14 protein-coding genes are annotated in these 11809 nt (G+C 68.2%); 4 read left to right on the forward strand and 10 right to left on the reverse strand.

Annotated features, from left to right (window positions below; genetic code table 11):
• From ABQE93_RS22785 to ABQE93_RS22800, 4 genes are read right to left on the reverse strand one after another with little or no spacing between them, the layout of a single operon-like run.
• Positions 1 to 504 (reverse strand): SRPBCC family protein, encoded by a 504-nt coding sequence (locus tag ABQE93_RS22785; protein WP_448410711.1) that lies wholly within the window; start codon positions 502 to 504, stop codon positions 1 to 3.
• Positions 501 to 818 (reverse strand): ArsR/SmtB family transcription factor, encoded by a 318-nt coding sequence (locus tag ABQE93_RS22790; RefSeq protein ID WP_448410712.1) that lies wholly within the window; start codon positions 816 to 818, stop codon positions 501 to 503. Before ABQE93_RS22790 ends, ABQE93_RS22785 begins: the two co-directional genes overlap by 4 nt.
• A 45-nt stretch (positions 819 to 863) precedes the next feature.
• Entirely contained in the window at positions 864 to 1661 is a 798-nt protein-coding gene (locus ABQE93_RS22795) for a thioesterase family protein (RefSeq protein WP_448410713.1), read from the reverse strand.
• A complete protein-coding gene (locus ABQE93_RS22800) occupies positions 1658 to 2536 on the reverse strand; it encodes a RecB family exonuclease (protein WP_448410714.1) in 879 nt (292 codons plus the stop codon). The genes ABQE93_RS22795 and ABQE93_RS22800 overlap by 4 nt, the downstream gene beginning before the upstream one ends.
• Before the next feature lie 74 nt (positions 2537 to 2610).
• On the opposite strand from ABQE93_RS22800, the gene ABQE93_RS22805 reads away from it, so the two are divergent.
• The gene (locus ABQE93_RS22805; RefSeq protein ID WP_448410715.1) at positions 2611 to 3453 is read left to right on the forward strand and encodes a tRNA (adenine-N1)-methyltransferase; all 843 of its coding nucleotides are present in this window, start codon (positions 2611 to 2613) and stop codon (positions 3451 to 3453) included.
• Here ABQE93_RS22805 and ABQE93_RS22810 read toward each other — a convergent pair.
• From ABQE93_RS22810 to ABQE93_RS22820, 3 genes are read right to left on the reverse strand one after another with little or no spacing between them, the layout of a single operon-like run.
• Positions 3450 to 3746 carry a DUF503 domain-containing protein gene (locus tag ABQE93_RS22810; RefSeq protein ID WP_448410716.1) on the reverse strand — a complete coding sequence of 99 codons (297 nt, stop codon included), beginning with the start codon at positions 3744 to 3746 and terminating at the stop codon, positions 3450 to 3452. The two genes, ABQE93_RS22805 and ABQE93_RS22810, sit on opposite strands and share 4 nt — an antisense overlap.
• A gap of 5 nt (positions 3747 to 3751) precedes the next feature.
• Positions 3752 to 4297: a lipoprotein LppK gene (locus ABQE93_RS22815; RefSeq protein ID WP_448410717.1), complete on the reverse strand. Its 546-nt coding sequence runs from the start codon at positions 4295 to 4297 to the stop codon at positions 3752 to 3754.
• A 9-nt stretch (positions 4298 to 4306) separates the two neighbouring features.
• Positions 4307 to 4801, reverse strand: a complete 495-nt coding sequence (locus ABQE93_RS22820; RefSeq protein WP_448410718.1) for an MTB12 family secreted protein — start codon at positions 4799 to 4801, stop codon at positions 4307 to 4309.
• Between the two features lie 146 nt (positions 4802 to 4947).
• Here ABQE93_RS22820 and arc point away from each other — a divergent pair, with 146 nt between their 5' ends.
• On the forward strand, positions 4948 to 6783 hold the full coding sequence (gene arc / locus ABQE93_RS22825; RefSeq protein ID WP_448410719.1) for a proteasome ATPase: 1836 nt from the start codon (positions 4948 to 4950) through the stop codon (positions 6781 to 6783).
• Positions 6784 to 6863: 80 nt separating this feature from the next.
• Here the strand turns inward: arc and ABQE93_RS22830 are convergent, their stop codons facing one another.
• From ABQE93_RS22830 to ABQE93_RS22840, 3 genes are all read right to left on the reverse strand, one after another.
• Positions 6864 to 7496: a hypothetical protein gene (locus ABQE93_RS22830; RefSeq protein ID WP_448410720.1), complete on the reverse strand. Its 633-nt coding sequence runs from the start codon at positions 7494 to 7496 to the stop codon at positions 6864 to 6866.
• A 90-nt stretch (positions 7497 to 7586) separates the two neighbouring features.
• The gene (locus ABQE93_RS22835; protein ID WP_448410841.1) at positions 7587 to 8735 is read right to left on the reverse strand and encodes a hypothetical protein; all 1149 of its coding nucleotides are present in this window, start codon (positions 8733 to 8735) and stop codon (positions 7587 to 7589) included.
• A gap of 45 nt (positions 8736 to 8780) precedes the next feature.
• A complete protein-coding gene (locus ABQE93_RS22840) occupies positions 8781 to 9950 on the reverse strand; it encodes a hypothetical protein (RefSeq protein ID WP_448410721.1) in 1170 nt (389 codons plus the stop codon).
• Positions 9951 to 9990: 40 nt separating this feature from the next.
• On the opposite strand from ABQE93_RS22840, the gene dop reads away from it, so the two are divergent.
• A complete protein-coding gene (dop, locus tag ABQE93_RS22845; protein ID WP_448394170.1) occupies positions 9991 to 11499 on the forward strand; it encodes a pup deamidase/depupylase in 1509 nt (502 codons plus the stop codon).
• 103 nt (positions 11500 to 11602) lie between these two features.
• Positions 11603 to 11797 (forward strand): ubiquitin-like protein Pup, encoded by a 195-nt coding sequence (locus ABQE93_RS22850; protein ID WP_069408097.1) that lies wholly within the window; start codon positions 11603 to 11605, stop codon positions 11795 to 11797.
• Positions 11798 to 11809: the final 12 nt, after the last annotated feature.

Here is an 11809-nt window from a genome sequence, read left to right on the forward strand (position 1 = left end):
TCAATTGAACTCCAGCCGTGTCGAACCAGTGATTTCTTGACGACGGGTCGCCCAGTCCGGCAACTTCTCCCCGGCAAGGTGGGCTTCCAGTCGGTCCAGGAAGGCGTGGGTGCCGCTGCGGAAACCCGAAGCGCTGCGCACCCCGAGACCGCGGTGAGTGAACCGCAGCAGGGTGCCGTCGCCGTCGGGGATCAGCTCGTAGCGCACGACGCCGTCTTCGACGATCGGCTGCTTCCATTCGTGCTCAAGGACATTGGGTGGATCCCACACCAGGATGCGACCGGTCATCCGTTTGCGCTCGGGAGGCAGCGGTGGGCCGGCCGCGACCATCTCGATCGAGCCGCCTTCGCGGGCGTCGATGGTCGTCTCACCGAACCACTGCGCACGCTTGGCGGGGTCGGTGATCGCCGACCACACCGCGTCGACCGGGTAGGGCAGGCGCCGCTCGAAGGTGAGCACCGCGCGGTCGCCGTCGACAATGATTTTCCCGTCGCTCCCGGTCATGTCCGGTCCCGGTGCGCGTCGTGCAGATGGCGTTCCAGGGCGTCCAGATGGCCGGCCCAGTAGCGCCGATAGCGATCGATCCACTCGTCGATGGCGACCAGGCCGTCGGCGCGCAGCGCATAAATCCGCCGCTGCGCGTCCGGTCGTACCTCGACCAGTCCGACCTCGCGCAGCACCCGAAGATGCCGTGACACCGTCGGCTGGGTCAGCTCCGGCAGCGTCGCCACCAGTTCGCCCGCGGTGCGCTCACCGTCGATGAGCGCGTCGAGCAAAGCGCGCCGACTCGGTTCGGCCACTGCTTCGAAGACGTCCATGCCAGCAGTATTGCATCCCATCTATATAGATGCAACAACATATATCTAGGGCCGGCGTTGCACCAGCAGCGTCTGCGCCGAGGTGCCGATGAAACCCTGGCGGTCGAAGAGTTCCGCGGTGGTCACGCCGAGGCCGTCGGGGCCGATCGAACCGCGGGCGCGCAGCGCGAAGTCGGTGCCCACCGGCAGCCGGTGCAGATGCACCGCGGTGTCGGTGTTCATGAACACGAACTGCTGGGGATCCAGCGCTGCGCCTGCGCCGTTGGCCGAATCGACGACCATCGCCAGCGCCTGCAGATCCGTCGTCGGTTCGGAGTCCACAAGCGGCACAAGGGGGCTGAGCCAGATGACGTTTCCGGTGTCACCGGTGTCGGGTTGTCGACGCCAGCTGACCGTCTCGAGGTAGCCCGGTGCGCCGTGCCACCCGTGCGGCACCGACAACGCCTCACCCTCGACCAGCGGGGGATAGCGGTCGGTCGCCGCGTCGGCGGTATCGCTGGTGGCCAGCAGCCACGCCGTGACGCGCGCCACCACCCGGTACGTGCCGTCGGGTTGCGCCGCAGACATTTCGGCGACCATCAACGAGATCCGCCTGCCCGGGCGGTCCACCCACGCCCGCACCCGCACCCGCGCCACCGGAATCGCGCCGAGGATGTCGAGCGTCAACCGGCCGATCCGCAACCCGGAATCGCCGACGAGCGCCTCGATGTGCTTGGTCATCAACGCCAGCGGCGGAGAGCCGTGCTGGATTTCGGGATCCCAGTTGCTGCGGGTGCCGTCGGTGGAGTCGAAGACCGCGTACTCGCCGTCGACGCCGACGCGGCGGAAATAGCAGTCGATCACGCGGCCGGCTCCGCGCCACGCAGCACCACGTCGTCACTGGACCCGCGGCCTTCATCGGGCGTCTGCGGCCAACCCGGATACGGCGGGGGTGTCCCGCCGAACACCGGACAGTGCGCGTGGTGGGCGCACCAGTCACACATCCGCGACGGGCTCGGCCGGAAGTCGCCGGTGGCCCCCGCGGTTTGGATGGCCCGCCAGATCGCCGACAACGTCTTCTCGAACCGCAGCAGCTCCTCGACGTCGGGCGTGTAGTCCAGAATCTGACCGTCGGCCAGATACAGCAGCCGCAGCCGGGCGGGCACCACCCCGCGCGAGCGCAGCAGCGCCACCGCGTAGAACTTCATCTGGAACATCGCCTTGAACTCGGCGTGTGCGCGCGCCTCCGGTGGGGCCTTGCCGGTCTTGTAGTCGACCACCCGAAGCTCGCCGGTGGGCGCGACGTCGATGCGGTCGACGAACCCGCGCAGCAGCGTGCCGTCCTCGAGCTCGACCTCGACGCGTTGTTCGCAGCTCTGCGGGTCGAACCGGGTGGGATCCTCGAGTCGGTAATAGCCCGCCAGCAGCGCCCGCGCCTCGTCCAGCAGCGCCGGGTCGATCTGATCGGCGAGCTCGGGCTCGGCGGCCACCAGCCGTTCGGCGGCCGGCACGACGAGCGTCATCGCCGTCTGCGGGCGCCGCTGATCGGCCGGCAGCGTGTAGAGCTGTTCCAGCGCGGCGTGCACCACCGAACCGCGCACCTGCGCGGCCGACGGCGGCTCGGGCAACCGGTCGATGGCGCGGAACCGGTACAGCAGCGGGCACTGCTTGAAGTCGGCGGCCCGCGACGGCGACAGCGCCGGACGCCGGGCCGCCCGTTCGTCCGGCACGTCGGTCATAGAGGCAGCCTATGACTGAGCTCCGACAACCCCGGACAGCCGTGGCGGCGAGTCGACTGGCACGCTGAACGGCTGTGGCAGGCAACTCGCGGACCGGTCCGTTCGCCGTCGGCGATCGGGTTCAGCTCACCGATGCAAAGGGTAGGCGCTACACGATGCTGCTCACCCCCGGCGGTGAGTTCCACACGCATCGCGGCATCATCTCGCTGGACACCGTGATCGGCCTGCCGGAGGGCAGCGTGGTGAAGTCAACCAGCGGCGACCAGTTCCTGGTGCTGCGCCCGCTGCTCGTGGACTACGTGATGTCGATGCCGCGCGGCGCGCAGGTCGTCTATCCCAAGGACGCCGCGCAGATCGTGCACGAAGGCGACATCTACCCGGGCGCCAGGGTGCTGGAGGCCGGTGCGGGCTCCGGCGCGCTGACGTGCTCGCTGCTGCGCGCCGTCGGCCCCGAGGGCCGGGTCACCTCCTACGAGGTGCGTGAGGACCACGCCGAGCACGCGGCCCGCAATGTGGCCACCTTCTTCGGTGAGCGACCGGACAACTGGGACTTGGTGATCGGCGACCTCGCCGACTACGCGGGCGCCGAAGTCGACCGGGTGGTGCTCGACATGTTGGCGCCGTGGGAGGTGCTTGAGGCGGTGGCGGGTGCGCTGATCCCGGGTGGGGTGCTGATGGTCTACGTCGCGACGGTGACCCAGCTTTCGCGCACGGTGGAGGCGCTGCGCGCGCAGCAGTGCTGGACCGAGCCCCGGGCCTGGGAGGGCATGCAACGCGGCTGGCACGTCGTCGGCCTTGCGGTGCGTCCGGAACACACGATGCGCGGACACACGGCATTTTTGATCAGCGCGCGCAGGCTGGCGCCGGGGACGGTGGCGCCGCTGCCGAGCCGGCGCAAACGCCGACTCGGTGACTAGTTGTCGGTGCTGCGTAGCAGACCCCGCCGCGCGGACAGCAGTTCCATCTCCGGGCGGGCCGCAACCAACCGTTCGGCGGCGTCGAGCACGTCGACGACGTGTCCGCGGTCCGCGGACACCGCCGCCAGGCCGACGTTGGCGCGGCGGTACAGCTCCTGCGCCCCGGTCTCGGCCGCCGACACGCTGAACCGGCGTTGCAGTTCGGCGATGACCGGTCGGACCAGCGAGCGCTTCTGCTTCAGCGACCGCACGTCGCCGAGCAGCAGATCGAATTCCAGCCAGCCGATCCACATCGCGGTCAGCGCGTCGGGGTCGGCGACGGTTCCTTGTCCGCGTACAGCAGCACGTCGGCCGTCTGACGGGTCAGCTGCCAGCCGTCGGGGCCGGGGGTGAACTCCATCGGAAACGCGAAGTCGCCGCCCTGCGGGTCGGCGGGTTTGATGACGATGCGCGCGACGATGTCACCGGTGCCGCCCTGCGACCAATTCATATCGTGCGCCTCCACGGTCAGCGGGGCGAACCCGCCGTCGGCGAGCGCGCGGGCGAACTTGTCCAGCGCGGCCGCGTCGTCGGGGGTGGCGTGCTGCACCAGGGTGAGCTTCTCGGCGCCGGGCACGTTGGGGTCGCCGAGCCGGTAGATCACGTCGGTCAGCGCGGTGTCCGGGGGAAGCGGGGCCACCGCCGGCGACGGCTCAGACGGCGGCACCGTCGGCGGTTTGGTGATCGGCGGCAGCGTCTCGTTGGCCGGCGGCCGGGGTGTTTCGTCGGCGCCACACGCACCTAGCCCGAGCGCCGCCGCTATCGCGACGGCGCCCAGGACGACGGACTGCGTGGTGCGATGCACCGGAATCGGTCAGCCGGCTGCCGAAAGCAGGGCCATGGCCGAGGACTTCGACAGCTGCCAGCCGGTGGGACTCGGACCCGCAACGAAGAGGACGTTCTGCGTCGCGACCGAACCGTTGGCGGCCGAGGCGGTGACGTTCGCCGTCGCCGACGGCCCGTTCTGCTCGATGCCGGACAGGCTGAACGACAGCGGGAACACGCCGTTGGACGCCGCGTTCTTAAACGCACGGTCGGCGGTGAGGGCCTCGATGCGCCCGATGCCGCCCTGGATGTAGGCCTCCTTGGAGCCGCCGAACGAACCTCCGCCGGCCAGCGCGTTGAGCGTCGTCAGCAGCGGGCCCTCGAGTTCCGGCGCCGGCGTCTGCGGCATGGGGATGTCCCATACCACGGGTTGCACGGCCGGGGCGGCAGAATGTCCATTGGATGCAAGGGAAGTCACACCCGCCGCCGCACCGGCTACGACAGCGGCCGCCGCCATGCCGGTAACGAGGGTTTTCAGGGTCACGATTGTCCTTTCGATGGGACCAACTGAGCAGAGAGGTTAACAAGTGGTGCTGGTGTGTCGGATTCCTACACCGCACACAATGGCTGAATCGCCGGTAGCGTTGAAGTTGTTACTGCACCAACTTCCGGTGCGGGAAGGGGCGCAACATGAGTGAATCCGAGCGTTCTGAAGCCTACCCAGATGGTTTCGGCAGCCGGGAATCAGGCATGTCCAGCGACGATGCCGCTGAGCTCGAGGAGCTGCGCCGCGAGGCGGCAGTTCTGCGGGAGCAGTTGGAGAGCGCGGTGGGCCCGGCGAGCGGGTTGCGGAGCGCACGCGATGTGCATCAGCTCGAGGCGCGGATCGACTCCTTGGCGGCGCGAAACGCCAAGCTAATGGAAACTCTTAAAGAAGCTCGTCAGCAATTGCTGGCGTTGCGCGAGGAAGTCGACCGTCTCGGTCAGCCGCCGAGCGGTTACGGCGTGCTGCTGGGCGTGCAGGACGACGACACCGTCGACGTCTTCACCTCCGGACGCAAGATGCGGCTGACGTGCTCACCCAACATCGACACCAAGATGCTCAAGCAGGGTCAGACGGTCCGGCTGAACGAGGCGCTGACCGTCGTCGAGGCCGGCAACTTCGAAGCGGTCGGCGAGATCAGCACGCTGCGCGAGATCCTCTCCGACGGCCACCGCGCGCTGGTGGTCGGCCACGCCGACGAGGAGCGCATCGTCTGGTTGGCCGAGCCGCTGGTGTCCGTCGAGGATCTGCCCGACGAGTACGACCCCCTCGACGACGACCGGCCCCGCCGGTTGCGGCCGGGCGATTCGCTGCTCGTCGACACCAAGGCCGGCTACGCCTTCGAGCGCATCCCCAAGGCCGAGGTCGAGGATCTGGTGCTCGAGGAAGTGCCGGACGTCAGCTACAACGACATCGGCGGGCTGGGCCGCCAGATCGAGCAGATCCGCGACGCGGTCGAGTTGCCGTTCCTGCACAAGGAGCTGTACCGGGAGTACTCGCTGCGCCCGCCCAAGGGTGTGCTGCTCTATGGTCCGCCCGGCTGCGGTAAGACGCTGATCGCCAAGGCGGTGGCCAACTCGTTGGCCAAGAAGATGGCCGAGGTCCGCGGCGACGACGCCCGCGAGGCCAAGAGCTACTTCCTCAACATCAAGGGCCCGGAGCTGCTGAACAAGTTCGTCGGCGAGACCGAGCGCCACATCCGGCTGATTTTCCAGCGCGCCCGCGAGAAGGCGTCGGAAGGCACCCCGGTGATCGTGTTCTTCGACGAGATGGATTCGATCTTCCGCACCCGCGGCACCGGGGTGAGCTCGGACGTGGAGACCACCGTCGTGCCGCAGCTGCTCAGCGAGATCGACGGCGTCGAGGGGCTGGAGAACGTCATCGTGATCGGCGCCTCCAACCGCGAGGACATGATCGATCCGGCGATCCTGCGGCCCGGCCGTCTCGACGTCAAGATCAAGATCGAGCGGCCCGATGCCGAAGCGGCCCAAGACATCTTCAGCAAGTACCTCACCGAGGACCTGCCGGTGCACGCCGACGATCTGGCCGAGTTCGGTGGCGACCGGTCGGCATGCCTGAAGGCGATGATCGAGAAGGTCGTCGACCGGATGTACGCCGAGATCGACGACAACCGGTTCCTGGAGGTCACCTACGCCAACGGCGACAAGGAAGTCATGTACTTCAAGGACTTCAACTCCGGGGCGATGATCCAGAACGTCGTGGACCGCGCGAAGAAGAACGCGATCAAGTCCGTGCTGGAAACCGGGCAGCCCGGTCTGCGCATCCAGCACCTGCTGGACTCGATCGTCGACGAGTTCGCCGAGAACGAGGACCTGCCCAACACCACCAATCCCGATGACTGGGCACGGATCTCGGGTAAGAAGGGCGAACGGATCGTCTACATCCGCACGCTGGTCACCGGTAAGAGCTCAAGCGCGTCGCGCGCGATCGACACCGAGAGCAACCTGGGCCAGTACCTGTAGCGCCGCCATACGGGCGAGCGTGCGTGTCTGCGGGCGACACGCCGGTGCGCAGGACGATTTTGCGCACGCTCGTCGACGGGTCATCCCGACGCCGTCTGCAGCGAGTAGCTGTTGGCCAGGTCGTCCTGGGTGACGCACGCGTGCTCGGTCGCGGTGTCGACCACCAGAGGCGATGTCGGCATCCGCGGCTGGTAGCGCCAGCCCGCGGGTAGCGAAAGCCGCGAGCCCAACCCGGGCAGGTCCGCCAGCGACAGCGACGGGTCGACCGTCTGGCTCCAGGTCTGCATCACCCAGCGCCGCCCGTCGGGGTCGACGAGTTCGTAGACTTCGCGGCCGGCGTCGAAGGTGAACACCGCCTTACGGTCCACCCGGTTGACGTTGTAGGGCGCCGGGTTCATCGAGGCCAGCTGCACCGTCGCCTGGCGGATCATTTCCATACCGCCGAAGGTCTTGTGCTCCAGCGTTTCTCGGCCGCGTTTGCCGATGCTGCTCATCAGCCAGTAGCGCGGCCCGTTGAGCAGGGCGGCGACGGCGCCGTTCTCCGCGGCGATGGCTTGCGCGTCGAGCTTCTCCCATAGCTCGGCCGGGCAGTCGTTGAGCGGAAAGGTGTTGTAGACGGTGGCTTCCGGGCCGTTGGTTCCTGAGCGCACCAGCAGGATCTCGCCGTAGCGCTTTCCGAACACGTCGGTCGTCGTCGTCATGTCGTCGGGCATACCCGCGAACGTAGCGTCGGCGCCGCGACCAGCGTGCGTGAAATCGTGAAAATGACCGGCGTGTCGCCCTCAGACACGCACGCTCGCCGTCTATTGCGGGTGGGTGGTTTCGCGCTCCAGGTACGCGTCGCGGCCGGCGAGGCTGACCGCCACATCGGCGATCAGCGGATCGAAGAACCGCTCCCGGTAGTGCGGGTCGACGCTGGTGCTCACGGTGAAGTACAACCCGGACAACACCGCGACGAACAGCGAGACGTGCACGACGGTCTGCGGCACAGGCACGTCGACGCCGAACCATGTTCCTGGACACGGTGGTTGACCGATGGCACAGGACTGCTCGGCCGCCCACAGCACGGCCACGTCGTCGGGGATCGCGACGATGCCCAGCGCCAGGAAGAACGCGAAGATACCCGCGGTGAAGAACACCACCTGGATGGCCTGTGACACCACCATCACCGCGACGACGTTGACCTGTTCGGCCAGGGACAGCGGGGTGCGCTCGGGCTCGTGACCGTTCGGGGTGGCCAACGGGGTGCCGGCCAGCAGCTTGGCCGGGTCGTTTCGTTCGGCGCGGTCTTCCCGCAGGGCGCGGACCTCGTCGCGGATGGTGGTCACCATGAACAGCAGCGCGACCAGCGCCAGGAAACCGATTGTCTCCCACAGCCGTTGACGGGTCATCCGGGCGGCCAGCTGCCACAGCTCGCCGGTGAAATACACGACCACGGTGATCATCAGCAGCGGCAGGGCGCGGCTCATCAGCGTGCCCAGCGCACCCAACTGCACCGACGCGAACCGCAGCGCCCACAGCGCGATCGCGCCGAACCCGATGTAGGTCAGCCAGATCGCCACCAGCACGACGACCGCGAACCCCACCGCCTCCGCCGCCGCGATACCCGTAAAGCCGCTGTCGGCGAACGGCAGCCCGAACACGAACAGGGCCATCACGAGCAGGGCGGCAGACCGCCGGCCCGCATCAGAGCGGGTGGTGCCCGCGCGGTGCAGCGCATACAGGGCGAACGGTGCGGCGATCAGCAGCAACGTCAGCACCGCCAGGCGGGTCACGAGGCCGAAGTCGGGATCGCCGTCGCTGAGTTCGGCGAGCAGAAACGTCAGCGCGATCAGCGCACCGATACCGCTGACCGTCGGCGCGGAGCGCTCCACCAGCGCCCGTGACCGCACGCGCCGGGTCAGGACCAGCGGCAGGCCGCGATGCAGGAACCATTGGTGAACATGCCGCATGTCGGACACCGCCACATTGTGCGTGATGGCGACGGCTCCGGCGGGTCAGCGCGCCGACACGTAGGCCCGGTAGCGGTCACGCGCCACCAGGGTGACCCGCAGACCGTCGGTAAGCGGATCGAGGAACTGCTGCCGGTAAGCGCTGTCGGCGACCGACTTGGCGCTGACGTACATGAACGTCAGCGCACCCAGAAACAGGGTGACCTGGATCAGCGCCTCGGGTACGGGGATCGTCATGCCGAGAAGCGTTCCGTCGCTTGACCCGTGCTGCGTCCAGGCGGCCAGCACCTCGGGGGAGAGCACGATCAGCCCCAGCACCAGAAAGATCAGCGCCGTCACGACGGCCACCACAAAGATGTGCGCGAGCTGGGAGGCGGCCAGCACGAACATCACGTTGAGCTGCTCGGGTCGGCGCAGGGGAAGGCTGTCCGGCGGATCGGGCATCGCCTCGAAAGGCGTTGCGTCCAACTGTGCTTCACGACCGTCGAGCAGACCCTGGGTTTCCATCAGCGGCCGGAACCTATCGACGGTCACCGACACCACGAACGCCGCGGCGATCAACGACAGGAACAACAGCGCCAGCCACAGCCGCTGACGCGAGATCTTGGCCGCCATCAACCACACCGGCGAGTTGAAGAACACCAGGAACGTCAGCAGCAGCACCGGAAGGGCGCGGACCACCAGCGAACCGGCAGCGGCCAGATGCGACAACGTCATTCGCGCCGTCCAGCTCAGGATCGAACCGGCGCCGCACGCGGTGGCCGCCAGAATGATCGCGATGACGATGGCCTCGAAGATCAGGTCTCCGATCACCCGCGGGCCGGGGCCGCCGAGGATACCGCCGACGACCGCGACGGCCAGCGACACCGTCGCCGCCACGGTGCGGCGCGGCACCGTGGCGATGCGTGACACCAGCCAGCCGACCACCGCAGCAGCCGGCAACACCAGGATCACCAGCGCCAGAACGAACCACTCGGTGCGCGTCGGCTGGCCGTCGATGTCGATGGTGTGTTTGCCGGTGATCTGCACGACCAACGCGGAGTTGAGCATGAACACCGCGAACGCCGCCAGCGCGGGCGCCGAGCGCGGCCACACCCGCCGGACCAGGGCGCCCGGCCGCAGCACGGCGGGCAGCCCGTGGTCGAGGAACCACGCATCGGCGGCGCGGCGCAGCGCCACCTCATCGGCCTGTTTGGCCTGGCGATTGGACGGCACGGTGGCAGGCTACTGTGCGGCGTCGCCTACGCTGGGCCACATGCAACGGATTATCGGGACTGAGGTCGAGTACGGCATCTCGTCGCCGTCCGATCCGACCGCGAATCCGATTTTGACGTCGACGCAGGCGGTGCTCGCGTACGCGGCCGCCGCGGGGATACAGCGCGCCAAGCGCACGCGGTGGGACTACGAGGTGGAGTCACCGCTGCGCGACGCCCGCGGATTCGATCTGAGCCGATCGGCGGGCCCACCGCCGATCGTGGACGCCGACGAGGTCGGTGCCGCCAACATGATCCTGACCAACGGCGCGCGGCTGTACGTCGACCACGCGCACCCGGAGTATTCGGCACCTGAGACCACCGACGCGTTGGACGCGGTGATCTGGGACAAGGCCGGTGAGCGGGTGATGGAGGCCGCCGCCCGGCACGTCGCCAGCGTGCCCGGAGCCGTCAAACTGCAGCTCTACAAGAACAACGTGGACGGCAAGGGCGCGTCCTACGGGTCGCACGAGAACTACCTGATGAGCCGCCAGACGCCGTTCTCGGCGGTGATCGCCGGGTTGACGCCGTTTTTCGTGTCGCGCCAGGTGATCACCGGTTCAGGCCGGGTCGGCATCGGTCCGTCCGGCGACGAGCCCGGCTTCCAGCTGTCGCAGCGCGCCGACTACATCGAGGTCGAGGTCGGCCTGGAGACCACGCTCAAACGCGGCATCATCAACACCCGCGACGAGCCCCACGCCGACGCCGACAAGTACCGCCGGCTGCACGTGATCATCGGCGACGCCAACCTGTCGGAAACGTCGACCTACCTCAAGCTCGGCACCACCGCGCTGGTGCTCGACCTCATCGAAGAGGGCCACCAGATCGGGGTGGACCTGACCGACCTGGCGCTGGCCCGGCCGGTGCACGCGGTGCACGTGCTCAGCCGCGACCCGTCGCTGCGCGCCACCGTCGCGCTGGCCGACGGCCGGGAACTGACCGGTCTTGCGTTGCAACGCATTTACCTCGACCGGGTGGCCAAGCTGGTCGACAGCCGCGACTTCGACCCGCGCGCCAGCGACATCGTCCAGACCTGGGCGCACGTGCTGGACCTGTTGGAGCGCGACCCGATGGAGTGTTCCGAGATCCTCGACTGGCCCGCCAAGCTGCGGCTGCTGGAGGGTTTCCGGCAGCGGGAGAACCTGGGCTGGTCGGCGCCCCGGCTGCATCTCGTCGACCTGCAGTATTCCGATGTGCGGCTGGACAAAGGCCTCTACAACCGGCTGGTGGCCCGCGGGTCGATGAAGCGGCTCGTCACCGAGCAGCAGGTGCTCGACGCGGTCGAGAACCCGCCCACCGACACCCGCGCGTACTTCCGGGGTGAGTGCCTGCGGCGGTTCGGCGCCGATATCGCGGCCGCCAGTTGGGACTCGGTCATCTTCGACCTGGGCGGCGATTCGCTGGTGCGGATACCCACCCTCGAGCCGCTGCGGGGCAGCAAGGCGCACGTCGGCGCGCTGCTCGACTCGGTGGACAGCGCCGTCGAACTGGTCGAACAGCTCACGAACTGATAGCGCTAAGCCCGGCATTTCACGTGCCGACCGGTAGGGTGGAAGGACGGCGGGCAGGCAAATGGCCCGCCCGCGACGGCTATAGACATAGCAGGAGGCAGCGATGGCTCAGGAGCAGACCAAGCGTGGCGGTGGTGGCGGCGAGGACGACGACCTCTCCGGCAACGCGGCCGGCGGGCAGGAGCGTCGCGAGAAGCTGGCCGAGGACACTGACGACCTGCTCGACGAGATCGACGACGTTCTGGAAGAGAACGCCGAGGACTTCGTCCGCGCATACGTCCAGAAGGGCGGACAGTGAGCTGGGCGAATC

Source organism: Mycolicibacterium sp. XJ662 (genome assembly GCF_053484035.1).

Excerpts from the sequence above, each read along its gene's own strand:
- ABQE93_RS22800 (WP_448410714.1), bottom strand. The coding sequence starts at position 2,536 with ATGACCGACGTGCCGGACGAACGGGCGGCCCGGCGTCCGGCGCTGTCG.
- ABQE93_RS22830 (WP_448410720.1), bottom strand. The coding sequence starts at position 7,496 with ATGCCCGACGACATGACGACGACGACCGACGTGTTCGGAAAGCGCTAC.
- arc (WP_448410719.1), top strand. The coding sequence starts at position 4,948 with ATGAGTGAATCCGAGCGTTCTGAAGCCTACCCAGATGGTTTCGGCAGC.
- ABQE93_RS22835 (WP_448410841.1), bottom strand. The coding sequence starts at position 8,735 with ATGCGGCATGTTCACCAATGGTTCCTGCATCGCGGCCTGCCGCTGGTC.
- ABQE93_RS22785 (WP_448410711.1), bottom strand. The coding sequence starts at position 504 with ATGACCGGGAGCGACGGGAAAATCATTGTCGACGGCGACCGCGCGGTG.
- dop (WP_448394170.1), top strand. The coding sequence starts at position 9,991 with ATGCAACGGATTATCGGGACTGAGGTCGAGTACGGCATCTCGTCGCCG.
- ABQE93_RS22850 (WP_069408097.1), top strand. The coding sequence starts at position 11,603 with ATGGCTCAGGAGCAGACCAAGCGTGGCGGTGGTGGCGGCGAGGACGAC.
- ABQE93_RS22790 (WP_448410712.1), bottom strand. The coding sequence starts at position 818 with ATGGACGTCTTCGAAGCAGTGGCCGAACCGAGTCGGCGCGCTTTGCTC.
- ABQE93_RS22810 (WP_448410716.1), bottom strand. The coding sequence starts at position 3,746 with ATGTGGATCGGCTGGCTGGAATTCGATCTGCTGCTCGGCGACGTGCGG.